The sequence below is a fragment of the Phycicoccus sp. Soil803 genome, assembly GCF_001429685.1.
Classification (GTDB): domain Bacteria; phylum Actinomycetota; class Actinomycetes; order Actinomycetales; family Dermatophilaceae; genus Pedococcus.
On sequence record NZ_LMST01000001.1, the window covers coordinates 120,428 to 145,503 of the forward strand.

At 71.4% G+C, this 25,076-nt stretch carries 14 protein-coding genes; 2 read left to right on the forward strand and 12 right to left on the reverse strand.

What is annotated here, in order from left to right; translation table 11 throughout:
- Nucleotides 1–12 precede the first annotated feature (12 nt).
- Nucleotides 13–1,416, reverse strand: a complete 1,404-nt coding sequence (locus tag ASG95_RS00545; RefSeq protein WP_057376168.1) for a glycosyltransferase 87 family protein — start codon at nt 1,414–1,416, stop codon at nt 13–15.
- Complete coding sequence (locus ASG95_RS00550) at nt 1,413–3,650, reverse strand: transglycosylase domain-containing protein (RefSeq protein WP_057376169.1); 2,238 nt, start codon at nt 3,648–3,650, stop codon at nt 1,413–1,415. Before ASG95_RS00550 ends, ASG95_RS00545 begins: the two co-directional genes overlap by 4 nt.
- 269 nt (nt 3,651–3,919) lie before the next feature.
- Between ASG95_RS00550 and ASG95_RS00555 the strand changes: the two genes are divergently transcribed.
- Together ASG95_RS00555 and ASG95_RS00560 are read left to right on the forward strand one after the other, a co-directional pair.
- Nucleotides 3,920–4,534 carry a PadR family transcriptional regulator gene (locus ASG95_RS00555; protein ID WP_057376170.1) on the forward strand — a complete coding sequence of 205 codons (615 nt, stop codon included), beginning with the start codon at nt 3,920–3,922 and terminating at the stop codon, nt 4,532–4,534.
- An 11-nt stretch (nt 4,535–4,545) separates the two neighbouring features.
- Nucleotides 4,546–5,637, forward strand: coding sequence for an inositol-3-phosphate synthase (locus ASG95_RS00560; protein ID WP_057376171.1), 1,092 nt, complete (start codon nt 4,546–4,548; stop codon nt 5,635–5,637).
- Nucleotides 5,638–5,829: 192 nt separating this feature from the next.
- On the opposite strand, the gene ASG95_RS00565 is transcribed toward ASG95_RS00560, so the two are convergent.
- The 10 genes from ASG95_RS00565 to ASG95_RS00610 all read right to left on the reverse strand — a co-directional run bounded on the left by ASG95_RS00565 (nt 5,830) and on the right by ASG95_RS00610 (nt 25,076).
- Entirely contained in the window at nt 5,830–6,306 is a 477-nt protein-coding gene (locus tag ASG95_RS00565; protein WP_057376172.1) for a hypothetical protein, read from the reverse strand.
- An 86-nt stretch (nt 6,307–6,392) separates the two neighbouring features.
- On the reverse strand, nt 6,393–7,640 hold the full coding sequence (locus ASG95_RS00570) for a WXG100 family type VII secretion target (protein WP_057376173.1): 1,248 nt from the start codon (nt 7,638–7,640) through the stop codon (nt 6,393–6,395).
- A 105-nt stretch (nt 7,641–7,745) separates the two neighbouring features.
- Nucleotides 7,746–8,042 carry a WXG100 family type VII secretion target gene (locus ASG95_RS00575; RefSeq protein WP_057376174.1) on the reverse strand — a complete coding sequence of 99 codons (297 nt, stop codon included), beginning with the start codon at nt 8,040–8,042 and terminating at the stop codon, nt 7,746–7,748.
- A 70-nt stretch (nt 8,043–8,112) separates the two neighbouring features.
- Nucleotides 8,113–8,382 carry a WXG100 family type VII secretion target gene (locus tag ASG95_RS00580; protein ID WP_157581663.1) on the reverse strand — a complete coding sequence of 90 codons (270 nt, stop codon included), beginning with the start codon at nt 8,380–8,382 and terminating at the stop codon, nt 8,113–8,115.
- A gap of 123 nt (nt 8,383–8,505) precedes the next feature.
- Nucleotides 8,506–13,002, reverse strand: a complete 4,497-nt coding sequence (locus ASG95_RS00585; RefSeq protein ID WP_057376175.1) for an FtsK/SpoIIIE domain-containing protein — start codon at nt 13,000–13,002, stop codon at nt 8,506–8,508.
- Nucleotides 12,999–15,434, reverse strand: a complete 2,436-nt coding sequence (locus ASG95_RS00590; protein WP_057376176.1) for a transglutaminase domain-containing protein — start codon at nt 15,432–15,434, stop codon at nt 12,999–13,001. Before ASG95_RS00590 ends, ASG95_RS00585 begins: the two co-directional genes overlap by 4 nt.
- Nucleotides 15,431–16,939, reverse strand: a complete 1,509-nt coding sequence (locus ASG95_RS00595; RefSeq protein WP_057376177.1) for a DUF58 domain-containing protein — start codon at nt 16,937–16,939, stop codon at nt 15,431–15,433. The genes ASG95_RS00590 and ASG95_RS00595 overlap by 4 nt, the downstream gene beginning before the upstream one ends.
- Before the next feature lie 2 nt (nt 16,940–16,941).
- The gene (locus tag ASG95_RS00600; protein ID WP_056921384.1) at nt 16,942–17,910 is read right to left on the reverse strand and encodes a MoxR family ATPase; all 969 of its coding nucleotides are present in this window, start codon (nt 17,908–17,910) and stop codon (nt 16,942–16,944) included.
- Nucleotides 17,911–18,000: 90 nt separating this feature from the next.
- On the reverse strand, nt 18,001–24,354 hold the full coding sequence (locus tag ASG95_RS00605; RefSeq protein ID WP_235543205.1) for a fibronectin type III domain-containing protein: 6,354 nt from the start codon (nt 24,352–24,354) through the stop codon (nt 18,001–18,003).
- Nucleotides 24,351–25,076 (reverse strand): hypothetical protein, encoded by a 726-nt coding sequence (locus ASG95_RS00610; protein WP_057376179.1) that lies wholly within the window; start codon nt 25,074–25,076, stop codon nt 24,351–24,353. The genes ASG95_RS00605 and ASG95_RS00610 overlap by 4 nt, the downstream gene beginning before the upstream one ends.

Consider the following 25,076-nt stretch of genomic DNA (forward strand, 5'->3'; position numbering starts at 1 on the left):
TCCTCCACAGGCTCAGGCGAGCCGCACCAGCAGCCGGTCGGGAGCACCGGCGAAGTCACCGGCCAGCTCGTCCGGCTCCTCGTCCAGCTCCTCGTCGTCCGGAAGATCCACCGGGTCCTGGTCCGGTGCATCGTCCGAACCATCGGGGTCGGGGAGGGGTTCACGAGCCGCGGCGGTGTGCCAGACCCGCCACACGAGGTAGGCGACGGCGACGACGCGGCTGACGAGGAACACGGCATACCAGCCGGGCGGGAGGCCACGGTCGGGCGTGGAGAGCCCGCCCACGTAGAGCCACACGGCGACGAAGTGCAGCGCCTCCGCGCCGGCCCAGACCAGGTGGTCGCGCCACCGCACCCCGCACAACGCGAGCAAGGGCAGCAGCCACAGTGAGGCCTGCACCGGGAAGGCCTTGCCGGTGAGCAGCGCCAGGGCCACCAGCACGAAGGCGACCTCGGCCAGGGTGGGTCGTCGCGGGGTGCTGAGCGCGAACACCGCGCCCACCGCGCAGGCGACCAGCAGGCCCACCACGGCGAGCAGGGTGGTCGCCCCGGTCGGGAGCGGGTGGCTGAGCAGCTGGGGGATCATCCACGGCGAGCCCAGCCCCGCGGCGCTGTCCCACCAGACCTGGGTGGAGCGCAGGATGGCCATCGTGTTCAGCCCGACGAGGAAGGGCAGCAGCACCACGGCGCACGCACCGGCAGCCGCACCGAGGGTCCGGCGCACTGCCTCGAGCCGGCCGCTGCGGAGTCCGAGCACCACCAGCGCCAGCAGGATCAGCAGCGGGTAGGTGCGCGCCATCACCCCGAGACCGAGCAGCACCCCGGCCGCGACCGGCCGACGACGGCTCCAGGCCCAGATGCCGGCGCTGGCCAGGGCCACCCCGAAGAGATCGGGCGACAGCATCGCGGTGAGGAGCAGCACCGGGCTGAACGCCACGTGGGCGGCGTCGGTGACGTGCAGGGGACGCGACGCGGCGGTGAGGTAGACGACGGCGACCGCGAGCGCGGTGCCGAGCAGGGCCCAGAGGGCGAAGTACCAGCGGGTCTGGTCGAGGAAGGCGCCGTCCGGCACCAGTCCGCCGACCCAGGCCATCACCGCACCGGTGAGCACCGGGTGGTCGGCGCGGGCGCCCTCGCCGCCGACGTAGGCAGCCAGGCCGTTGTCGAGGTTGCCCAGCTGGTAGAGCGCCGGGAGGTCGGAGAAGCAGGCGTGCCAGAACTGGTCGGAGCCGACCCAGCCCTTCTGGATGCAGTGCGTCCGCTCCGCCACCGACAGCGCCATGGTGGCCGCCGTCGCGACGAGCAGCGGCACGACGGCCGCGACCCAGGACACCGCCCGGGCCGAGACGTGACGGCCGAGCGGCCCGCCGGCGACAGCCAGCGAGCCCCTCGGCAGCAGATCCCCTCGACGGCTCACTGGGTCGTGGAGGTCGTGGGTGGTGCCCCGCCCAAGGTGATCGTCGGTGGCCCGGTCGTCTTGGTCGGCTTCGTCTTCGTGGTGGTCGGCGGCGTCGTGGGCGGCGTTGTCGTGGTCGTCGTCGTGGTGGTGGTCGTGGTGGTCGTCGTGGTGCTCGGCGGCGGCGGGGGCGGCGTGTAGACCTGGTCGTCGCCGAGGCCCTCACGCTGCGGGAAGTCGAGCACCTTGCTGCCCTTCAGGGCGGCCTGCATGTAGTCGGTCCAGATCCGGACCGGCACCGTGCCACCGGTGATCTCGGAGTAGCCGCCGATGTTGGTCATCGACAGCTCGGTGCCGCCCTTGCCGGTCCGGTACATGCCGACGGTCGTGGCCAGCTGCGGGGTGAACCCGTTGAACCAGGCGGCCTTGTTGTTGCTCGTCGTGCCGGTCTTGCCGGCCACCGGACGACCCAGCGCCTGGGCGTACTGCCCGGTGCCGCTCTTGACCACACCCTCCATCGCGTCGATGGTGTCGGCGGTGACCCCCTTGTCGAAGGCCGCCTTCCTGGTCACCTTCACCTTGTAGTCGAGGTCGCCGGGACCGCCCTTGACCGTCTTGATCAGGTAGGGCGTGACCCGCACGCCGTTCGCGGCGATGGTCGCGTAGGCGTTGGCCATGTCACGGACGGTCACGCTGTCGGTGCCGAGCACGTTGGCGTAGTTGGTGCCGAGACCCTTCTCGGGCAGCCCCGCGGCGACCGCGGCGGCCTTGGTGTTCTTCGGCCCGACCTTGATGTTGAGCTGGGCGTAGACGGTGTTGACCGAGTGGGCCGTCGCGGTGCGCAGGTCGATCCGGCCGAAGTTCTCGCCACCGAAGTTGGTGACCCGGCCCCGTCGGGCGTTCTCGTCGCCCGCGCTGTCCTCGAACTCCTTGAAGTACTGCGGGGTCGCGCCGTTGAACATGGTCTTGGTGCTGATCGGCTTGTCCTGCGCCAGCCCGGCCAGGAGCGCGAACACCTTGAACGTCGAGCCGGCCTGCATCTTGGCGTCGGTGGCGGTGTTGAACTGCTCCTTGAGGTAGTCCTGGCCGCCGTAGAGGGCGACGATCGCCCCGTCGCCGGGCTTGATGCTGGTCAGGCCGACGTGCAGGGAGCCGGTGCCCTTGCCGGTGGGCATCCGGTCGTTCACGGCCTTGACCGCCGCGGCCTGGGCGTTCCGGTCGATCGTCGTGACGACCTTGTACCCGCCCTTGTCGATGTCGGCGTCGGTCATCTTGAGCTTGCTCTTGAGCTCCTTCTTGACCAGGTCGACCAGGTAGCCGGTCGGGCCGGACGCACCGGTGGTCTTGCGCGGCTTCTGCAGGGTCGGGAACTTGGCGGCGGCGCGCTGCTCCGGCGTCAGCCAGCCCTCGGTCACCATGCCGTCCATGACGTAGGTCCATCGCGCCTCGGCGTTGGCCTTCTGCTCCCCACCCAGGGCCGGGTCGTAGAACGACGGGCCACGGATGACCGAGGCGAGGAAGGCGCCCTCCGACGGCGTGAGCTTGGAGACGTCCTTGTTGAAGTACGCCTTCGAGGCGGTCTGGATGCCGTAGGCGCCGCGGCCGTAGTAGATGGTGTTGAGGTAGTTCTCGAGGATCTGGTCCTTGGACTCCTGCTTGGCGATCTTGATCGAGATGATGATCTCGCGACCCTTCCGGGTCAGCGTCTGGTCCTGGGTGAGGAAGTAGTTCTTGACGTACTGCTGGGTGATCGTCGACCCACCCTGGGTCGCCCCGCCCTTCAGGCCGACCCACACGGCGCGCGCGATGCCGGTCGGGCTGATGCCGGAGTTCTCGTAGAAGTTGCGGTCCTCGGCGGCGAGGTGGGCCTCCTGCACCGGCTTGGGGACCTGCGCCAGCTTGACCGACTCGCGGTTGACCTCGCTGATCCGGTCCATCTCGGTCTTGCCGTCGGCGTAGTAGATGATCGACGCCTGCGCGTTGGCCAGGTCGTTCGGCTTCGGGGTGTCGACGAGGGAGTAGGCGACGAAGAACGCGATGACCGCCAGCAGGAAGCCCACCAGCGCGGCGATGCCGAGCCCCTTGGCCCAGCGCTTCTTCCGGCTGGTCGTGGCGCCGCCACCCTTGCCTCCGTTGCCCCTGCCGGCCCCGCTGGTCGAGCCGCGCCGGGCGCCGGAGCCGGTGCCGGCACCGCCCTTGGCGGCGCGCTGCGCCGCCTTCGCCTGGGCGCGCGTCTTCGGACGTGAGGTGCTCATCTGACCTTCCCGATCGGCATACAACAGGCACGGTCCCGGCCCTCTGGCCACGGTTCCGCACCGTCAACTGACGCTCAGTATGACTGGCGACCTTGAGAATCGTGCATTCGCCCGACCCCGCGTCAACGAACCCCGGGGGCGAAAGGTCACGAATCCCGAGATATATCGGCTCGATATATCTGGTGTACGCTGACCCTCGTCGTCGACCACTCGATGACCTGCACGGACGTGGTCCGTGGGCCAGCTACGCAAGGGAGGTGCAGCCAGTCATGAGCCGTCGCTCCGAACTGCTCGAGTTCGCGGTCCTCGGACTGCTGCACGAGAGCCCCATGCACGGGTACGAGCTGCGCAAGCGGCTCAACGCCGCGCTCGGCGCCTTCCGCGCGCTGTCCTACGGCACGCTCTACCCCTGCCTGCGCGGCCTGCTCGACCAGGGCCTCATCTCCGAGGCGAGCGGCACCCAGCACGCCGCGGCCACGGCCGGCTCCAAGCGTGCCCGCATCGTCTACGAGCTCACCGCGGACGGCAAGGAGCACTTCCAGGAGCTGCTCAAGGAAGCCGGGCCGACGGCCTGGGAGGACGACACCTTCGACGTCCACTTCGCCTTCTTCGCCCGCACCGAGGCCGAGGTCCGACTCCGCATCCTCGAGGGACGCCGCAGCCGGCTCGAGGAGCGGCTGGACACCATCCGCACCAGCTCGGCCAAGAACCGCGAGCGCTTCGACACCTACACCGCCGCCCTCGAGCGGCACGGCCTGGACTCCGCCGAGCGCGAGGTCCGCTGGCTCAACGAGCTGATCACCGCCGAGCGGAACATCCCGTCCTCGGCCACCTCCAGCACCACCTCCAGCACCACCTCCACCCCCATTACCCCCAACAACTGAGGAGTCTTCCCATGGGATCCGTTCGCGTCGCCATCGTTGGCGTCGGCAACTGCGCCAGCTCGCTGGTCCAGGGTGTCGAGTACTACAAGGACGCCGACCCGGCCGGCAACGTCCCCGGGCTCATGCACGTCCAGTTCGGTGAGTACCACGTGAGTGACGTCGAGTTCGTCGCCGCCTTCGACGTGGACGCCAAGAAGGTCGGCTTCGACCTGGCCGAGGCGATCGGCAACTCCGAGAACAACACCATCAAGATCGCCGACGTGCCCCCGACCGGGATCACCGTCCAGCGCGGCCACACCTACGACGGCATCGGCAAGTACTACGCCCAGACCATCGAGCAGTCCGACGCCGAGCCCGTGGACATCGTCCAGGTCCTCAAGGACACCAAGGCCGACGTGCTGGTCTCCTACCTCCCGGTGGGTTCCGAGGTGGCCGACAAGTTCTACGCGCAGTGCGCGATCGACGCCGGCGTGGCCTTCGTCAACGCCCTGCCCGTCTTCATCGCCTCCGACCCCGAGTGGGCCGCGAAGTTCGAGGCGGCTGGTGTGCCGGTCATCGGTGACGACATCAAGTCGCAGGTCGGCGCGACCATCACGCACCGCGTGATGGCCAAGCTGTTCGAGGACCGCGGCGTCACCCTGGACCGCACCTACCAGCTCAACGTCGGCGGCAACATGGACTTCAAGAACATGCTCGAGCGCGAGCGTCTCGAGTCCAAGAAGGTCTCCAAGACCCAGGCCGTCACGTCCAACCTGACCGGCGCCCTCGCGGGTCTGACCGACAGCCGCAACGTCCACATCGGCCCGTCCGACTACGTCGCGTGGCTCGACGACCGCAAGTGGGCCTACGTCCGCCTCGAGGGTCGCGCGTTCGGTGACGTGCCGCTGAACCTCGAGTACAAGCTCGAGGTCTGGGACTCCCCCAACTCCGCCGGCATCATCATCGACGCCATCCGTGCGGCGAAGATCGCCAAGGACCGCGGCATCGGCGGCGCGCTGATCAGCGCCTCGTCCTACCTCATGAAGTCCCCGCCGGTGCAGCGTGAGGACACCGAGGGCCGCACCAAGCTCGAAGCCTTCATCGCCGGCACCGAAGAGCGCTGACCCAGCCTCCTCACGGCATACGAGAGGGGCACCTTCCGCACCGCGCGGAAGGTGCCCCTCGTGTCATGTCCCCCGACTTCTGGCCACCGGTGCCGCACGGAGCGGCCGATTCGCGGGTCCCGTGACGCACGGCTGGCCAGAAGTGCGGGGTATGCCGCGGGGCGCGGCGGGGGCCTGGGTCCGGCTCGTGGGTCAGCGGGTGATGCGGGTGCTCGCGATGACCTGCTCGACGACCGGCACGTCCGCGTCGACCCCGGCGCCACCGGCCGATCCGGTCACGTGGACGAAGTCCTGCAGGGCGTCCGGCCGGGGCAGGCTCGCGAAGGCGTGGACCTGCCGGATCGTCCCGAACTGCGGGTCGACCCACGAGACGTCGACGCGGTGGAACTCCTGGTCGTTGATCTGGACCGTCCGGAGCTCCCCGACCTCGGCCTGCGGGCGCTGGTCGAGCGAGCCGCGCAGCTCCATCAGGGCGTCGGCGGGCTGGTCGCCCTCGGGGCGTGTGCCGATCCGGATGATGACGTTCGGCGTGAAGTCGGCGTTGACCTCGGTCTGCTTCGCGGCCAGGACGACGGCCGGCGCCGACACCGGCTCCCAGGTGTCCGGCACGTCGATGCTCACCGCCGGCGGCGCGGGGAAGCGTTCGGAGGGAAAGCTGAGGGTGCTCATGGTGCTGGCGCTGCCTTTCATGGATGCTGCACGGATGCTGCACGGGTGCTGCGTGGGGTGCTGCGTGGGGTGCTGGGCCGGCCGGGCTACCAGGGCGGGTCGAACCCGATGTCGAACTTGATCCCGCCACCGATGCCCAGGGTGGCACCGACGTCGACCGAGACCCCGATGTTGTCACTGCTGATCTCGGCGTCCGCCTCCGCGTGCGCACCGATGCCGTAGGAGATCTCGCCGCCCACGCCCACGTCGACCGGGCCAAGGTCCTGGCTGACCTCGCCCTCGGCCTTGCCCCCGGCGAACACCTCGCCGCCGACGTTGGCCTTGGCTCCGTCGAGACCGAGCTTGACGCCGGCGTCGGCGTTGGCCTCCGCTCCGACGTAGGCCTTGCCCTCGGCCTGTGTGCCGTAGCTGTTGGAGTAGGCGCCGCTGACCTTGGCGACGTAGGCGCCGGCCATCACGCCACCGGAGGCCACCAGGCCGTCCTTCGAGATGCCGAGCTCGTAGTCGGCCTTGCCCTCGGTGCCGAGCAGCTCGGCGGAGAGGTGGTTGCCGTCCTCGTCGCCCCAGGTGTGGCCGAGGACCTGCTGGTCCCACAGCTGCTGCTCGCCGTCCGCCAGGGTCATGCCGACGTTCAGCTCCGGCTTGTCGAACGGCGACTCGGCGGCGTGCTCGGGATCGTCCTCGTCGGGGGTGCCGTCGTTGTCGTCGTCGCCGTCCTCGACGTCCGGGATGCCGTCCTGGTCGTCGTCGAGGGCATCCTCGTCGCCGTCCGGGATGCCGTCCTCGTCGTGGTCGTTGTCGGAGTGGTCGTCGACGTCGTCGGGGATGCCGTCGTTGTCGTCGTCCTCGTCGCTGTTGTCGTCGACCCCGTCGTCGTCCTGGTCGTCGTCGTTCTCGGGGTCGTCGTCGCGGTCGTCCGGGACGCCGTTGTTGTCGTCGTCCTCGTCCTGGTCGTCCGGCGTGCCGTCGTCGTCGTCGTCCTGGTCGGAGCCGTCGGGCGTGCCGTCGCCGTCGCCGTCGCCGTCGCCACCGCCGGTGCCAGCACCGTCTCCGCCGGTCACCCCCGAGGTGAGCTCCTGGTCACCGATCTCCTCGGACAGCCGCTTGCTCAGCTCGTCGACGCCGGCCGAGCTGGAGTCCAGCGTGGTGCGGGTGGCCGGCCAGGCGTTGAAGAAGGTCGTGGCGTCCTCGCCCACCCAGACCCCGCGGAGCTGACGGACCGCCTGCTCGGCAGTGGTGGTGGCGTCGGTCAGCTCACGGTGCACCCGGGACAGCTGTTCGGCGATGGAGCGAACCTTGTGGTTCTCCATGCCCTTCTTGTCGGTGCCGCCCATGGCGCTCTGCTCTCTGGGTTGGTGGTGCGACGTGGTCAGCGTGCGGGAAGGTCACGCCGGCGGCCGCTCCTGGTCGTGCCAGGGCAGCCACCGGCGTGGACGGCCTCAGTTCGAGGCGGCCCGCTGCTCGGACAGCTCGGCCTGCAGACGCTTGTGCATCTCCGTCACGTCGAGGACGGTCTGGTCGATGTGGGTGGCGTCGTTCTTCCACTGCGACTGGAAGCGGGTCGAGTCCGGGCCGTGCCAGGCGCTGGCCAGCTTGTGCGCGGCCTGGTCGGCGTCCTGCTTGGCGTGCTGGAGGTCGGCCTTGGCCTTGCCGAGGCGAGAGATGACGTCCTGGACCTTCGACGGGTCCATACCCTTCTTGTCGCCGCCGCCGCCACCTTCGGGAGTGGGAAGCATGGTTGTCTCCTTGTCTGCGTGAAGTTCGTGGGTCCTACCGGATGTGGTGCGTGGTGCGTGGTGCCTACGCTCAGTTCGAGGTCTGGTCCTGCTGCTTGGCCTCGGTGCGGATCTGGTCCGCAGCCTTGGTCAGGCCGGTCGCGGCCTTGGTGAGGTCCGCGGCGTACTGCCCGTTCCACTTGGTCTCGAACTTCTTCTGGTCCTCACCCCACCAGCTGCTCTTGAGCTGGCCGATCAGGTCGTCGATCTCCGACTTCGCCTTCTTGATCTTCTGGGCGGAGTCGTCCAGGACGCCGGCCTGGGTCCGGGCGGTGCCGGTGTTCATGGAAAGTTCAGCCATGACGGTTCCCCTCTTTCATGTCGTGAGCGCCCTTGGTGGCACTCGCTTTCGTGGTCGAACAGGACAAGTCGTGATGTGAGTCGGTGCTTGAGGTGAAAACGTAGGTGCGGGCCAGTGGGTACCTCAATGGGGAGCACTCCCCACCGCACCTTCGCCCGTGGCGCTCGTGGACAACGGCAGCGCCACCTGGACGAGCTCGGGGTTGCCCCGCCGCACCAGGAAGCCGCGGCCCTCGAGGAGCTGGTCCCGGCTGACGCCGCGGTAGTCGGCGGCGAACGCCGAGGCCTCGTCGCCACTGGGCTGCAGGGACAGCCCGGAGCGCGACGACCGCAGCGCCCCGGACATGCCGTAGTTGGAGTTGAAGAAGCTTGAATCTGCCTCTGCCACAACGCATTGCTCAGAGTTGACGACGGCCTTGATGAGCTCGACCAGGTCGTCCTCGGCCATCGACCCGTCGAAGTCCTGGGCCCGCTCGACGACGACGAGCACGGTCGCCCCGGAGGCGCCGGCCTCGACCAGCTCGTCCTTCAGGCGCTTGGCCAGCGCCCGGCAGTCGTCGACGCCGACGGCGCTCTCGGTCCACACGCCGGTGGCCCGGGTGAGCACCGACCGCCGCGGGCTGAACAGCCAGCAGCGCAGCCCCGGCTGGGCACGCAGGGCGGCCTGCGCCATGGTCAGGACCGCGGTCGTCCGGCCACTGCCCGAGGGCCCGAGGACGATCTGGCTGCCCCGCAGGTCGAAGCCGATCGGGCGCATCGTCGTCGACGACAGCCCGATCGCGGGTCGACCGGACGCGTCCGTGGCGGGCAGCGAGGCCAGCGACACCGACTCGGGCAGCGACCGGATCGGCGGTGCCTCGGGCACCCCGGCCCGGCGCACGCCCTCGGCGAAACCGTGGATGGCCCGCGCCTGCACGGTCGAGTCCGAGGACCCGCCGAGCACGGCGACCTGCACCTCCCGGTCGTGCACGATCGCGCGTCCCGGCGGGGAGCCGAGCGACAGCACGTCGGCGTCGACGTCGAGGGACAGGTAGTCGTCGACGGTGGCCATCCGCAGCACCACGCGGTTCTGGATCGCGGACGACAACCCGCCCCACAGCCCGTTGCGCTGGTCGGCCGTGACGACGAAGTGGACGCCCACCGGCCGGCCGTCGCCGGCCAGCGAGGTGAACAGGTCGAGCCAGCGCTGCCCCGCGTGGCTGTCGTAGGCCGCCTGGAAGCTGGTCAGCCCGTCGACCAGCACGATGATCCGCGGCTCGTCGGGCGCATCGGCCAGTCGCCGGAAGTCGGTGATGGTGGCGGCGTTGACGGCCGAGTAGCGCAGCGCCCGCTCGTCGATCGTCTCGCGGAGCATGGTCAGCAGCCGGACGACCCGCTCGTGGTCGCTGGCGTAGATGATGCTCCCGACGTGCGGCAACGGCTCGAGCATGGCCAGGCCACGGTTGCCGAAGTCGAGCCCGTAGACGTGGCACGGACCACCGCGGACCGTGAAGCCCGCCGCCACGGCGATGGTGCGCAGGAATGCGCTCTTGCCGGCCCCCGAGGCGCCGAACACCGCGAGGTTGCCCTCGATGTCGGGACGGAAGCTGATCGGCGGCTGGGTCTGGCTGTCGGGGTCGTCGCTGATGCCGATCACCAGCTCGTCGTCACGACGCCGGGTCGGCAGGTCGGCGAGCTCGTAGACGGGGGCCATCTCGGGCAGCCACGGCTTGCGCGGGTCGGGGATCTCGGCGGCCTCCTGCGCTGCCCCGATCTGGGTGACGACACGCTGGATGTCGGTCGGCCCGAGGTCCTCCTGCACGACGTCGTGGGCCTCCTCGGCAACGGGCAGCTCCCAGGCCGCACCGACCCCGAAGCCGAGCGTCTCGACGTCCAGCGACGCGGTCGGCGCGTCCCCGGTGGACCACCCACCGGCATACCCGGTCTGGAACGGGGTGAGCCGACCAGGGCCGGCCTTGGAGACCGCGCGGCCCGGCAGGGCCGGGTCGAAGTAGGCCGCCACCGGCGTGCCGAGCACGTCGTCGCTGTCCGCCTCGTCGGCCATCCGCAGCGCCATCCGCAGGTTGGTGTTGGCGCGCAGGTTGTCCTTGATCACGCCGGCCGGGCGCTGCGTCGCGAGGATCAGGTGCAGCCCCAGGGAGCGACCCCGCTGCGCCACGTTGACCACGCCGTCGACGAACTCGGGGACCTCCTGCACCAGCGCCGCGAACTCGTCGACGACGATCACCAGGCTCGGCGGCGCGGCCACCTCGCCGCGGCGCTCGAGCTCGATCAGGTCCTTGGCCTTGTGCTGGGCGAGGATGTGCTCGCGGTGCCTGAGCTCGGCCGACAGGGACGCGAGGGCTCGGCGCACGAGGTGCGGCGAGAGGTCGGTGACGAGGCCGACGGTGTGCGGCAGGTTCACGCAGTCGCGGAACGCCGAGCCACCCTTGTAGTCCACCAACAGGAAGGTCAGCCGCTGCGGGGAGTGGGCGACGGCCATGCCGAGGATCCAGGCCTGGAGCAGCTCGGACTTGCCGGCGCCGGTGGTGCCACCGACCAGGGCGTGCGGTCCGTCGGCCCGCAGGTCGATCGAGAAGGTGCCTGCGGCGGACTGCCCGATGACGGCGCGCAGGTTGCCCGGCTTGGGGCGGGCCACCGGAGCGGCAGCGTAGGGACCGGTGAGGATCGACCGGTTCTCCCCCCAGCGCTCGATGACCGGGCCCGGGGCCTCGGCCAGCTCGTGACCCACCAGGTTGACGAACGACACCGAGCGGGGCAGGTCGCTCTCGTCCTCGACCGGCACCCCGGAGTCGACCAGCGGCGCCAGCTGCCGGCTCAGCCGCTCGACGTCGGGAGCCTCGACGTGGTCGGCGGCGACCGGCATCCGGACCACCGCCGCGCCGACGTAGCCGACCACGGCGTCGCCCTGCTGCGGCCCCTGCTCGACGAAGGTGCGGCAGGCCGCGGGCAGGGTCGCGGTCGTCGGCGACACCCACAGCACGACGATGCCGTAGCGCCAGCCGCGCTCGGCCAGCTGGACCAGCCGGCTGCGCTCGACGGGGGCGTCGTCCTCGACGACCAGCAGCACGACCGGGCGACCGGCGGGCAGGCGTGGCGGCGTGAACGTCCCCTGGAGCGGGCCGGTGGAGTCGTCGGGGAGCTCGGCGGACGGCGCCCCGCTGGTGATGAGCTCCTCGAGCTCGGTGACCAGCGAGAGGCTGGCCGGGCCGGTGTTCGCGAGGTGCCGGGCGTCGATCGGGCTGTGCGGGGAGGCCGTGTGCGGCACCCACTTCAGCCAGTCCCAGTCGCGCGCCGTGGCCGGCGACCCGACCGCCGCCACGACGAGGTCGGCGGGTGAGTGCAGCGCGACCGCCTGGACGACGACCGCACGGGCTGCCTCGAGGGCGCGCTGGCGGGGGCCGGAGATGCCGATCGCGCCGGTGCGCAACGGCTCGGCGACCACCGGGACGGGGTCGACCGTCCCCATCCCGTCGACGGCCTGGGACGCCTCGAGCCAGGCCTCGGCCCGGGAGCGGCCGAGCTCGGGCAGCTTGAGGGTGTTGCGCGAGGGCAGCTCACCGAGTCCGAGCCGGAACTCGCAGAAGCCGGGGTCACCCGGGCGCCGGGTCCACAGCAGGCTGGACGCACTGCCGACCGCCTCGACCGCCTCGGAGCTCGCGGGGTGCTCGGCCTGGCGACCGGCGACCTCGCGGCCCTGCTCCTCCTCGAGCTGCTCGACCATGATCGCGAGGTCCTCGCGGAACTCGGTGAGGGCCTGCTCGTAGTCCTTGCGGGCGTTGCGTCGCGACTCGAAGTAGTGCCCGAACAGCATGGCCGGCGTCAGCAGGATGAAGAGCAGGTAGAGCAGGTTGTCGAGCGCGATGGCCAGGCCGACGCCCATCAGCATCGGCACCGCCGCCGCGATCCACGGGGGGCGCTCGGGCTTGGGCCGCTCGGGCAGCGCCGGCACCGGGAACTCGCGCCCGACGTAGAGCGGCGCGATCCGCGGCGACCGCGAGAACGGCAGCGACGTGCCCCGGGCCGCAGCGAGCCCGGTGTTGCCACCCGCGACCCGCACCTCGACCTCGGTCTCGCCGATCCGGAACCGGTCGCCGCTCTTGAGCACGGCCCGGTCGACCTGCTGTCCCTGCACCTGGATGCCGTTGGACGAGCCGAGGTCGATGACCTCGAGGATGTCGGTCACCAGCAGTCGGGCGTGCCGGCGGGAGACCTGCGCGTCGCTGAGCTGGATCTCGCAGCCGCGACCGCGGCCGAGGTATGCCGTGCCGGCACCGAGCGGTACCTCGCGGCCGGTGTCGGGGCCGGCCACGACCACGGCGGTCGCGACGGACTGGCCCCGATCGGCATACCCCTCGGTGCGTCGCGTGACCGCGACGTGGGCGCCGGAGCGCAGGCCGCTCTCGGCGATGGTCGACCGCGGGTCGACGGCGCGGAAGCCCTCGGCGACGTGGGACAGGGTGAAGTCACCCACCCCGGCCTGGACCGGGGCCACGCCCCGCGCAGGGTCGGCGAGGACGAGGTACTCCGCGAGCTGGCCGACGGTGGTGGTGCCGTCGACGGTCGCGACGAGGTCGGTGTCGACGTCGCCGGAGGATCGCAGGGTGAACTTCAGCTTCACGAGGCAGCCGTCCTCCGGGTCAGGGTGGCCAGGGTGGCCAGGGTGGGCAGGGTGCGGCGGTGGCCCGGGGTCGCCGGTCCGCGGGCGAACAGCGGCCGCGGGTCGACGTCGGAGCGCAGTCGGCGCCAGAAGTCACAGTTGGCCCGCAGGTCGCCACGCGCCTCGTTGGTCGCCGCCCAGAACGCCTTGGCGTCGTCCGCGTCGGGCGTGCCGGGTCCGAAGATGAGCGCATTGGCTTGCGTGGCAAGGGCATTCGCGCCGGCCAGTCGGTCGAGCGCGCCGGCCTGCTCCAGCCGGGTGGCCCGGCGGGGCAGGGCGTGGCCGAACGACCGCGCGCTGGTCATCAGGTCGTCCCAGGCCCATGCGACCCGGGCCGTCGCCGTGCCCCGGGTGGCGTGCCGCCGCCGACGCCAGGCCTTGGCGCCGCGGACCAGCCAGTAGACCGCCGCGAGCACGAGCAGTGGGAGGAGCAGGTAGAAGACCAGCCAGCGCAGCCAGTCCGGCCAGGCCGACGGGTCGAACAGCTTCTTCGGGGGCTTCTTGAGGTTCACGGCGTTCTGCGCCTGGTCGGGTCCCTGCAGCACGCTGGGCGGGTTGGTGCCGGCCGGCGGCGGCACGAGGGCGCCGATCTTCTGCTCGTCGGTCTTGGACTGGAGCTGGTTGGGCTTCTGGTTGCGGTCGGGCAGGAAGGTGTTGGCCAGCAACGGGATCCACGTCCCGGTCTCGTCCTGGACCTCCACCCAGGCGTGCACGTCCCGGCCCCTGACGACCCCGCCCTCGGGCAGCACGGCCCCCATCACGACGCGGGTCGGGATGTCGAGGCGGTTCGCCACGAGCGCGAGCGTCGCGGCGTACTGCTCGTCGTTGCCGGCGAGCTGGGTGGCGCCCACGAAACGGGCCAGCCGCCCGCGGGAGTGACCCGCGAGGTAGTAGCTCTCGACGGAGTTCTCGGTGCCGCCGTCGGTGTAGGCGCCGTCGTTGCGCATCGCCCCTGCCACCGCCCGCAGCTCGTCCCACGGCCCCTCGGCGTCGTGGCTCCAGGCGTCGACCCGCTCGTCGAGGAAGCCGAGCTCCTGGCTCTGGGCGAGGTTGCCGGTCGCGGTGGACAGCGACGTCGGCAGCTTGTCGCGCACCACCTTCGTCGGCAGCAGCACGCGCATCGTGTAGCGGTCGCCGGGCGACACCCGGTCGGGCACGATCGCCGTGCTGGTGTCGGTGTTGAGCCACAACCGGGAGGCGAGCTGGTCGGCGCGGGCACCCGCGAACGTCACCCCGGTCACCTGCCCGACCGTCGGCAGCCACACGTCGGAGTAGCCGCCCTCGGGGATGGTGACCCGCAGGGTGGCCGGCCTGCCGTCGCCGGTCGCGCTGACCCGCTCACCGACCTGCTGGAACGCCGTGCCCGGTCGGGGCGAGTCCTCCCCGGCCCGCGAGCCGGCCCCCCAGACGCTGCCGTCGTAGTGGTCGAGGGTGGCGAAGCGCAGCGGCGTCCCGGCCGGGGCTCCGGTGACCCGCATCAGCTCGGTGTCGTAGAGCTTCGCGTCGTTGGGCTCGGTGTACTTGCGGAACCCGGCGAGCGGGCTGGGGAACTGCGCGACGTCGAACGGCGGCACGATCTCGGTGCGGGCCACAAGGCGCAGGTCGCCGTCGGCGCCGGGCAGGTGCGGCCCGACGACGAGACCGGCGACGGCGGCCAGCGCGAGCAGCGCGGTGCCGATCCCCGCGCGGGCGCCGCGGCCCGCGCCGTTCTGGAGCGGGGGGCGCGACCGGGTGCTGCGCACGACCATCCAGCCGACCGCGGCCAGGCCGAAGGCGACGCCCTGCGCGAGCAGGGAGGCCGGCTCGAGCGTGCCGAGCACGATCGTCAGGGCGAGCGCGGCCAACGGGGGCGCCACCACGGCATACCCGCCGGCGCGGCGGCGCGCCACGGTGTAGGTGACGGCAGCGGCGACCATGCCGACGATGAGGGGCAGGGCGAGGAGGGTGACGGTCGCGTCGACGGGGGGCAGCAGCGTCAGCAGCCGCTTCCACCCGTGCACCGCGGTCGAGGTGAGGTCGTCGATCGTCCGGCCACTGGGAAACACCCCGGCGACCAGGTGGTCGCGGACCGCGAGCGGCCCGCCCAGGACCAGGTATGCCGCGGCGAGACCGAGCATCGTCACCACCGAGGGCAGGCGGAACGCGGTCACCAGGTGGGCGACCAGCAGCCCGAGCAGCAGGCCACCGACGGCGGCGAGGATCCACTCCCAGCCGAAGAAGACGGTGCGGAACCCCCAGAGCGCCAGCCCGACCAGGAGCCCGGTGAAGGCCAGGTCGACGAGGTCCTCGCGGGACGGCAGGAGGCGCGAGCGCAGGCCGGCCGCCCGGTCGGCGCGGGTGCGCTCGGTGGACAGCATCGACTCGCGTGGCGGGGCGAGGGGGCTGGCGCTCACGTCGCCATCACTCCCACCAGCACCGCGCGCAGGTCACCGAGCGCGTGGATGTTCATCAGGGTGATGCCTCCGACGTTCTTGACCCCGACCCGCTGGTCCCGGTCGATGGTGAGGGCGACCCGCAGCACCTCCGACTCGAACCGGCCGAGCGCGCGCTGCACCTGGATGAAGGGAGTGGCCGAGCCGGTGACCAGCACGGCCATCGAGGTGTCGGGGGCGAGGGAGAGCCCTTCGCCGGCCATCGCGTAGAGGTCGCTGGGCCCGAGCTCGACCCTGGCCAGGGCGTCCATGGCCAGCGGGGCGCTGGTGCGGGAGGCGGACGAGTCGCGGCACACGATGGTGAAGTCCTGCTCGTCCATGTGGGCCCGCTTGCCCACCGAGGCGGCCACCGAGATCGCAGTCTCCGCGTCCTCCTCACCCCCGGCGTACTTGTCGGGGTCGGCGTCCACCACCACGGTCAGGTGGGAGCGCCGGGTGTCGAGGAACTGCCGCACCAGCAGTCGTCCGGCCTTCGCCGAGGAGCGCCAGTGGATGTAGCGCCGGTCGTCTCCCGGCTGGTACTCCCGCAGCGCGTGGAAGGCCAGGTCGGACATCGACATCTCCTGGGTGGTCTCACCCTCGAGGTCGCGCAGCAGCCCGGCGCCCAGGCTCTCCAGCGAGGTGGTGCGCGGGTGGACGAACAGCTCGGTGACGTCGGTCCAGCGCAGGGTGCGTCGCACGATGCCGAGCGGGTCGCCCTGCACGGTGGACGCGGGGCCGACGGCGATGACGCCGCGGCGCTCGGTCGGCACGACGAACAGCTCCTCGTGCACCTTGCCCGACCCGAGCGGCGGGAGGGTGAACCGCGCGGCGGTGATCCCCACCGGCAGCTCGACCAGCAGCGGCAGCATCCCGCGCCGGGACTCGTTGGTGACCGCGATCCGACCCGTGGCCGGCTCCCCCACGGTGACCCGCAGCGGGTCGACCTCGGTGTCGATCCGCACCCGGGTGCGGCCCACCGCCAGCAGCGCGCAGCACAGCACGAGCGCCATCGCACCGGCGCCGATCATCGCCCACTCGGCCCAGTCGGCCACCGCCGCGACCACCCAGCAGAGCACGCCGAGCGCGAGGATGCTCCAGCCCAGTGGCGAGACCCAGCGCAGGACCGCCGCCACCGGACCCCAGACCGGCCGCGTCGCGCCGCGCAGGCGCTCGGTGCGCCGGGCGAGCACCCCCGTGGCCTGCCGACCGGCCCGGGTGACGGCGCTCGGCACCTTCGGGCGGGTGACCGTGATGGTGGGCAGCGTCGGGAGGCGACGCGGCCGGGTGGAGCCGGCCCCGGCGGCACCCGCAGCGCCGCCACGGGCACCCGGCGAGGCGGCATACGGAGGAGCGGCCAGCGGCGTCGAGGAGGTCCCCGGGGCGCGCCGGGACCGCCGACGCCCCTTCTTGAGGTCGGCTCGGCGAGTCGTGTGGCCCACGTCCTCGCCCAGCTGGCTGGGGTCCTGCTCCTGGTCGACGGTCATGCTCAGGCGACTCGCTCGGCGGGTGGGGCGACCTCGGAGAGGATCTGGGTGATGACCTGGTCGACGGTGATGTTGGCGAACTGCGCCTCGGCCGTCAGGAGCAGCCGGTGGCACAGGATGGGGTGGCTGATCAGCTTCACGTCGTCGGGGATGACGTGGGTGCGCCCCTGGCTGGCCGCCCAGGTCTTGGCGCACCGGACGAAGGCCAGGCAGCCGCGCACCGACAGGCCGAGCTTGATCGAGACGTGCCGGCGGGACTCCTCGGCGATGCGCGAGATGTAGGCGAGGATCGCCGGGTCGACGTGCACCTCGTCGGCGAGCGCGGCCATCTCCGTGACCACGTTGCTGGTGACCACCGCCTCGAGGGCCTTGGTGCGGTCGCGGGTCTTGGCGTCGGCGAGGACCGCGATGGTCGCCTCGTGGTCGGGGTACCCGAGGCTGGTCTTCATCAGGAACCGGTCCAGCTGGGCCTCGGGCAGCCGGTAGGTGCCGGCCTGCTCGATCGGGTTCTGGGTCGCGATGACCATGAACGGCGAGGGGACCGGGTGGGCCACGCCGTCGACCGTGACCCGGCCCTCCTCCATCACCTCGAGGAGCGCGGACTGGGTCTTGGGTGAGGCCCGGTTGATCTCGTCGGCGAGCACGATGTTCGCGAAGATCGGGCCGGGGTGGAAGTCGAAGGTCTGCTTGGCCGGGTCGTAGATGGTCACCCCGGTCACGTCGCTGGGGAGCAGGTCGGGGGTGAACTGCACGCGGCTGTTGCTGCCCTGCACGGTGCCGGCCATCGCCCTGGCCAGCTGGGTCTTGCCCGTGCCGGGGAAGTCCTCCAGGAGCAGGTGGCCCTCGGAGAGCATGCAGGTCAGCGCGAGGCGGATGACGTGCTGCTTCCCCAGGACGGCCTTGTCGACGTTGTCGACCATCTGGGTGAACGCCTGGGCGAACCACTGGGCCTGGTCGTGGGTGACGGTCATGGGTGTCGCTTTCCCTTGTCTTCGTTGGTCATTCGAGGTTGCTGTGTCTGTGTTGCCGGGTCTGCGTGGTTGCTGGGGTCGTGGGCCGTACTACCAGTCGAGTGAGCCACTGACCCCATCGCAGGTGGCGGTGACCCGCCCTGTGCCGCCGTAGAAGTTGTCGCTCTCCTTCGTGGCGTTGGCACCCATCGACATGTTGCGCCACCCGCTGACGGTGCTGCCGTTCTCGCGGAAGGTGCAGGTCACGCTGCCGTTGAAGTCCGCGGTCCGCACCTTGATCCACGCGCAGCCAGAGGTGGTGCACGAGCCGTTTCCGGTGTTGCAGGACCGCTGCGTGCAGGAGTTGCCCTTGAGCACGGTCACCGTGGGGTTCTGCGGCACCGTCGCGCCCTGGGGTCCGGCGACTGCGCTGTACTGCCACGTCCCCGCGCCGCCGGCCTGGTCGCCGCTGTTGCGGTTCGCGATCGTGCGGACCCTGAGGTTGTAGGTGCCGGGTGACAGGTTGGAGCGCGTGTAGGACTCCCTGGGGCCACCGAGGCCCTGCCACCCACCGCCGTTGAGGGACACCTGGACGTTCTGGATGGCCCGGCCGTCGGTCTGGTTGTTCCAGGTCCAGGTGATGTCGTTCCCGGTGCGGTTGGCGTTCAGGCCCGACGGCGCGGGGGTCTGGCCGTAGGCCCGGTAGCTGTTGCTGGCGGTCGACCAGTCCGACCAGTTCTTCCCGTTGTAGGCGCGGACCTGGAGGGTCTGCGACGAGCTGGTCCCGAGCCCCGCGATGCCGAACTGCTTGGTCGAGGACTCGGGGCAGCCGCAGGAGACGGTCTCGGTCCGGCCGGCGCTGTTGCGCCACTGCAGCTGGGTGAACGACCCGGACCGGGAGTCCCCGAGGGAGACGCGGACGGTCGCGCTGTGGTCCGCCTGCGGGGTCGTCACCGACGGTCGTCCGGGGACCTGCGGGATGCCGACCGAGCTGAACGTCGTCGGGTTGGCCTTGGGACCGGTCTTGTTTGCGCCGTTGGTCGCGGTGACGACGTAGCGGTAGCTGGCCCCGTCGTACACGGTGGTGTGCCCCAGCGAGCGCTGGTCGGGCGACTTGGTGCCGATCGCGGTCCAGGCACCGTTGTTCCGGCTCTCGTACACCGTGTACTGGGTCAGCGGCGGACCGTTGGGACGCACCTCGTCCCACGCGATCGTCAGTCGGGACGACCCCTCGGCCGGGCCGGTCCCCGCGTTGTCGACGCTCGGGGCCGGGACGGCCGGCGGCGTGCCGGCTGACTGCATCCGCACGGCCTGTCCGAACGGCCCGTAGCCGAGCTTGTTCTTCGCCCGGACCTGGACGGACTGCTGGTGGTCGTTGGTCAGACCCGTGACGGTGGCCCGCAGCGCCGGGGCCGGCACGGTCTTCGACTGGATCGCGCCGGTGGAGGTGTCGGTGACGCGCACGTCGTAGGACGTGACGTCACTGCCCTTCTTGGCCGGGGCCTGCCAGGCGATGTCGAGCGAGCCGTCCCCGCGAGCGGCCATGCGGACGCCGTTCACCGGGTTGGGGAGCGTGTCCGGGACGACGGCGTTGCTCGCCCTGCTCTCGGGGCTGCGGCCGATGGCGTTCACGGCGACCACGCGGAAGGTGTAGGACGCCCCGTTGGTGAGGCCGGTGATCGTGCATGGCGACGCCGAGCAGCTCACCTCCCGCCCACCGGGGCCGTTGACCTCGACGACGTAGCCGGTGATCGGGCTGCCCCCGTCGATGGCGGGCGGTAGCCAGCGCACCCGGGCGGAGCCCCCACTGACGCGGTCCGCCTCGGCGGCCACTCCCGTCGGGGCGTCGGGCTTGCCGAGGATCTCGACGGTGCCACGACCCGGGGCGTTGCGGCCCGGACCGTCGGCGACCGAGACGTCGACGAAGGTCCGTCCGCGAGCGCTCGCGCCGGCGGTCAGGGTGAGGTCGCAGCCCGACCGGGAGACGGTGAGCCCCGAGCCGGCCGGGACGGTGGCGGCCGAGATGCTGCAGCTCGGGCTCTCCAGCGGGGAGTCCAGGTAGGCCTGCAGGTTGACCGTCCGCGACGACCCCGCCTCGAGTCCCGACACCGAGAACGGGCGCAGCCGGGGCGGCCCCAGGCTCGGCAGCGGGTTGCCGTTGGCGTCGACCGCACCGCCGTCGATGCCGAACACCGAGACCGCGATGGTCGACTCCGGTCCGCCGCGCGCCTTGACCACGAGCCGGCCGTCGATGCTGCTCGGCGCGCGGTTGCCGGCCCGGAGCTCGAGGGTCCGGTCACCGGCACCACTCCTGCGCAGGTCGACGTCCTTGGGCTCCGACTTCCACGTGCTCTCGAAGACGACGTCGTCGAGGGTCATCCCGACCGGCAGCCAGGCGTGGCAGAGCGTGGGGATGTCCACGCTGCGCGCCCGACCACCGGCGTTGAGCTTGACCGTGTAGTCGGGGCAGCGCAGCAACGGGATCTTGGGACCGATCTGCACGGGGATCGACAGGTAGGCGGTCTTGAAGTCCTGCTGGCTGACCGACTCCTGGTCGCTCACCTCGAGCATCACCGCACCCGGCCCGATGTAGCCGCCGGAGGAGGTGAGGGTGAGCCCGGAGCGGCCGTCGGCCTCGACCCGCAGCCGCTCCCTGGGTGAGGCGCTGACGTTGTCGGCCGTCGTGATGCTCACGACCCGCGCGCGCGGGGACTTCACGTAGTCGGCGAGCCTGATCGTCTTGGTGGAGTCCTGGTCCATCTCGATCAGCGCACCCGACACGACGAAGGGCAGCCCCGACTCACCGGTGGGCACGTGGATCAGCGCCATGGCGGTGAGGCCGTCCTCGTCGGTGATGACGTAGGGGACGGTGTAGGGGAACGGCTTGACCTGGACCCGCACCTGGGTGCCGTTGCCCTCGATGGTGCCGTCGGGTGACAGCACCGAGGTGATCTTCAGCGACTCGCGGGTGCCGTCGACGTCCCGGTCGTTGGCCAGTGCGCCGACCACCGTGCTGGTCTCGCCCTGCTTGGGCCGGGCCGTGTCGTCGACCGCGACCGGGGGGTTCTTGGCGGTCGGGTCGGGGACCACCGAGATGGTCGAGCGCGACGGGTCGAACAGGCCGTTGCTGATGCCGTAGGTGAGGTGCTGCACCCCGGCCTGCGGGGTCGGGACCTTGGTCGTGAAGTAGGTGTTGGCCTCGTCGACCTTCCACTTGGCCAGCTCGCCCGCCGGGTTGAGCGGCGCCTTGTACTCCAGGTCGATGCTGTCGCCGCGGGCGATGAGGTCGTTGAGGGTCGCGTCGACCGTGACGGTCTTGCCCGGCTTGGCGCGCACCTCGTCCTCGACGGCGACGGGCGGCTGCGGGTCGCCGGGCTGCACGACCCCGATCCGCACGAAGCCCTGGCTGGTCGCGCCGAAGCGGTCGCGCACCTCGTAGTTGAGGACCTCGGTGCCCGCGGCGGTCGGGTAGGCCTCGTACCTGATGGTCGACGGCCCGAACCCGGTGACCCGGCCGAACTCCAGGTCGACCGCCCCACCGTCCGCACCGACCAGGCCGGCGACGGTCACGCTGTCGCCGTCGGGGTCGACCCCCGAGGACGGCACGGTGATGGTGAGCGGGTCACCCGCGGTGACGCTGGTGGAGAAGCTGCGCGCCACGGGCGCCTGGTTGGGGGTGGTGGCGGTCGGCAGCGGCAGCACCGCGATGGTGATCCGACCCGTCGTGGCCTTCGCCTTGTCGCCGATCGGGTACACCGCATACTCGGCCGTCACGGTCTCCTGCACCGTCGGCGACTGGTGCTTCGGGACGAAGCGCACGACGTTGCCCGACGCGAAGGCGACGCCCGCGCCGTCGATGACCTTGACGCTGGCCGGGTCGAGGACCAGGGGTATGCCGTCGGCCATGCTGTCGTTGTCCATCACCGGGATCGTGACGGTGTCCTGCGCGCGGACGACCGCCTGGTCGTCACCGACCACCGGCACGGCCCGGTCGTCGGCGGGGAACTGCGAGACGGCCACCTCACCCGTCGTCGTCTTGACCCCGTCGCTGATCGTGTACGTGACGGTGCCGGTGCGGGGTCGGCTGCCCTGGCCTGCCGGGTCGAGCGCCTCGATGCGCACCCAGCGGCCCTGGTAGATCGAGGGGCGCAGCCAGTCGCTGTCGGCGGTGACCGACACCGAGCGGGTGACCAGCACGTCGGCCCGCGGGCTGTAGTCGTTGGCCAGCACGTCGGTGAGCACGGGCGTCTGGTCGCGCAGGGTGGCCGCGTCGGGGACGGCGACCGGTGGCGCATCGGGGTCGGGGTCGGCGATGAGGTCGACGCGGACCCGGCCGGCCGCGATGCCGCCACCCACCTGCGCGCCGTAGCTGAGCTCGAAGGTGCCGGCGGCGGACCCGGTCACGGTGACCACGCCGGTGTCGAGGTTGGTGTCGACGGCGAGCGCACCGGTGGACTGCAGCTCGCGGCTGAGCCGCAAGGTGGCGTCGGGCTCGGTCGGGTCGGCACCCGGGATGTCGTTGCCGAGGGGCTCGAGCTGCAGGGGCTTGCCGACCACACCGCGGACGACGTCGGGCTGCGTCTCGGGCTTGACGAGCGAGTCGTCCTGGCCGAGCACCTTCACCGTCACGGTGCCCGTGGAGCCGACCCGCCCGTCGTTGACGGAGTACTCGACCCCCTGGGTGCCGGTCTTCATCGGGGCGCGGACGTTGAGCCGGCCGAGGCCGTCGACCGACGATCCGTCGGCCACCGCCTCGAGGCTGAGCGAGTCGCTCTCCGGGTCGCGCCAGTCGCCGATCACCTGCACCGGCAGGACCTTGCCGCGGATGACCGGGTAGACCGTCCTGGTCAGGTTGGCCGTGCCCGGGCGGAGCGCCGGCGGGGAGTTCACCTCGTCGGGGACGAGGGTCACGGTGACCTTCGCCTCCGACTTCTGGGGGGCCTTGCCGTTGTTGATCTTGTAGGTGAACGAGAACGACTGGCGCTCGGGCTCGGCCGGCACGGCGACGTCGACGCTCTGGCCATCGGCGGCGACGCTGGCGGTGACGCCAGCCATGTCGGGGCGGCCGAGGTCGTCCGGGGAGATGGCCAGCACCGAGCCGGCGGCGTCGGTGTCGTTGTCGAGGACGTGCAGCTTCGAGGTGCGACCGGGGCGGACCTTGAGGTCGTCGGGCTTGGCCGTCGGGGGCTGGGCCACCGACGTCTCGTCGATGAGGTTCGGGTCCTTCTTCTTGGTGTCCTTGGTCGTCTGCGGCGGCGGGATCAGCGAGTCCCACTCGTCCAGCTTCTTGGGCTTGCTGTCGAGGTCCCAGACCTCGCCGCCGTCGAGGTCGTTGAGCACGATCAGGCCGTGGTTGGTGCGCAGGGAGACACCGGAGCGCACCGGCTCCGCGGTCTTCCGCTCGATCGACACGGCGGGTGCCGGCTGGTCGGAGCCGCCGCAGTCCTTGCCGTAGTAGTTGTTGACGACACTGGCCCAGGCGGCGTGGATGCACGCCCCGGTGCGCAGCGGCCGCGAGGGGAGCGGGGGCGTCTCGTCGTCACCGATGGTGACCTGGACGCCGGTGCCGGAGGCGCCGTCGGGCCCGATCAGCCGCAGCGTGGTGGAGTCCTGGAGGCCCACGGAGTCGGCGTCCGGGCCGGGCTGCTGCAACGCGGCATACGCCGGCTTGCCCTGCTCGCGCGTGGTGCCGGCGTCGACGGCCTGGTCGCTGCCCTGGAAGTAGAGCTTGTCGTCGCCGGCGCTGTAGACCACCCACCGGGTGCCGACGGCGGTGATGTCGACGACCTTGGCGTCCTTGACCGCGATCGTCTCGGTGACCGGCTTGCCGAACCCGGTCGGGGTGCGGGGGATCGTCACGACCTTGCCGGTCGCGCCGGACACGACGTGGATGTTGCCCTTGACATCGACCGCCATCGCGGAGACCGCGCCCACGGTCGCGAGCTTGCGGGCCCCGTCGGCGAGTCCGGCGAGCGCACCCAGGCCGACCTCCGGGTCGTAGGTCTGCCCCCACACCTTGCCGGTGGTCGGCGACAGCTTGGCCACCGTGCCGCCGCGCAGGTCGGCGGTGGCCGGCACGAAGACCCGCTGGTTGGTGGCCACCCGCGGGGGGTTGACGAAGACCCCGCCCGACTCGGCGAGCCGGCCGGACCTGGGCTCGATGGGGGTGAACGACCCCGAGCCGAGGACCAGGCCGGCGACCGCGTTGTCGTCCTGGAGGATGTCGACCGGCTCGCCGGGACCGCTCGAGGCGACCACGCCGGCGTCGAACTGGCCGACCGCCTTGTTGACCCGCGCGAACCGCGCGTCCTTGGCCGACGAGACCCACACCCCGCCGTCGCTGAGGTCGGCCTCGTGCACGGTCTCGCCCTTGGACGTGACCGCGAGGAACGTCAGGCTCGTCGCGGCCAGCGCCACCACGAGACCGGACGCCACCCCCACCCGTCGAGTCGACATCGGACTCATTTCCCCTGCTCCCCTTGGTTGCCATCGGTGGTGCTGTCGAGCAGCACCAGGTCGGGCTCGGTCACCAGACGGGTCGACAACGCGTGCTCGACCAGCCTCGCCTTGCGGTTGCTGGCGAGCTTCCCCGGCCCCCCGTGGAGACCACGTGTACCAGCATCGGCCACCTTTTGGCACACATTGTCCAGTTTTCGGTTGAACTTCGTGACCTTCCAGCCCAGCCTCGCGGCGGCGTCGGCCGACGACGGGATCTGGGCCGCGCCGGTCTGTCCGCGCCGCAGGAACGGCTCGGCGAGCGCCACGATGAGCAGCTTCTGGTCGGGGGTGAAGGACACCCTGCCGACGGTCGTCTCGCCGGTGGCGTCGTCCTCCACCACCTCGTCCGTGCCGGTCGAGGTGAAGGCGGGCGAGTCGACCAGGATGTCGAAGTCGTAGGTCGTCGGCCCGGCCGTGAACCAGACGGTGAGCCGCTCGAGGGCCAGCGGGATCCGGGCGCCGGGGTTGAGCCAGGCCTGGAACAGCCCCTTCTTGTCGGCCACCGTCGCGGTGAGCGTGGTGCCGACGTTGGACAGCCACCAGAGCCCGCCGTCCTCGACGATCTGGAGGAAGTTGCGGTGCAGGTAGGGGTTGTCGTCGATCTCCACGTCACCCACCCGACCGATGGTGAGCGGACGCGACCCGTCGGCCACGAACAGCTCGCCACAGAAGTCGACCGTCACACCCAT

What these genes read in the sequence shown, in the direction of transcription:
- ASG95_RS00580 (WP_157581663.1), bottom strand. Translation starts at nt 8,382, where the DNA reads ATGGCTGAACTTTCCATGAACACCGGCACCGCCCGGACCCAGGCCGGC.
- ASG95_RS00555 (WP_057376170.1), top strand. Translation starts at nt 3,920, where the DNA reads ATGAGCCGTCGCTCCGAACTGCTCGAGTTCGCGGTCCTCGGACTGCTG.
- ASG95_RS00605 (WP_235543205.1), bottom strand. Translation starts at nt 24,354, where the DNA reads ATGAGTCCGATGTCGACTCGACGGGTGGGGGTGGCGTCCGGTCTCGTG.
- ASG95_RS00600 (WP_056921384.1), bottom strand. Translation starts at nt 17,910, where the DNA reads ATGACCGTCACCCACGACCAGGCCCAGTGGTTCGCCCAGGCGTTCACC.
- ASG95_RS00575 (WP_057376174.1), bottom strand. Translation starts at nt 8,042, where the DNA reads ATGCTTCCCACTCCCGAAGGTGGCGGCGGCGGCGACAAGAAGGGTATG.
- ASG95_RS00560 (WP_057376171.1), top strand. Translation starts at nt 4,546, where the DNA reads ATGGGATCCGTTCGCGTCGCCATCGTTGGCGTCGGCAACTGCGCCAGC.
- ASG95_RS00550 (WP_057376169.1), bottom strand. Translation starts at nt 3,650, where the DNA reads ATGAGCACCTCACGTCCGAAGACGCGCGCCCAGGCGAAGGCGGCGCAG.
- ASG95_RS00565 (WP_057376172.1), bottom strand. Translation starts at nt 6,306, where the DNA reads ATGAGCACCCTCAGCTTTCCCTCCGAACGCTTCCCCGCGCCGCCGGCG.
- ASG95_RS00595 (WP_057376177.1), bottom strand. Translation starts at nt 16,939, where the DNA reads ATGACCGTCGACCAGGAGCAGGACCCCAGCCAGCTGGGCGAGGACGTG.
- ASG95_RS00570 (WP_057376173.1), bottom strand. Translation starts at nt 7,640, where the DNA reads ATGGGCGGCACCGACAAGAAGGGCATGGAGAACCACAAGGTTCGCTCC.
- ASG95_RS00610 (WP_057376179.1), bottom strand. Translation starts at nt 25,076, where the DNA reads ATGGGTGTGACGGTCGACTTCTGTGGCGAGCTGTTCGTGGCCGACGGG.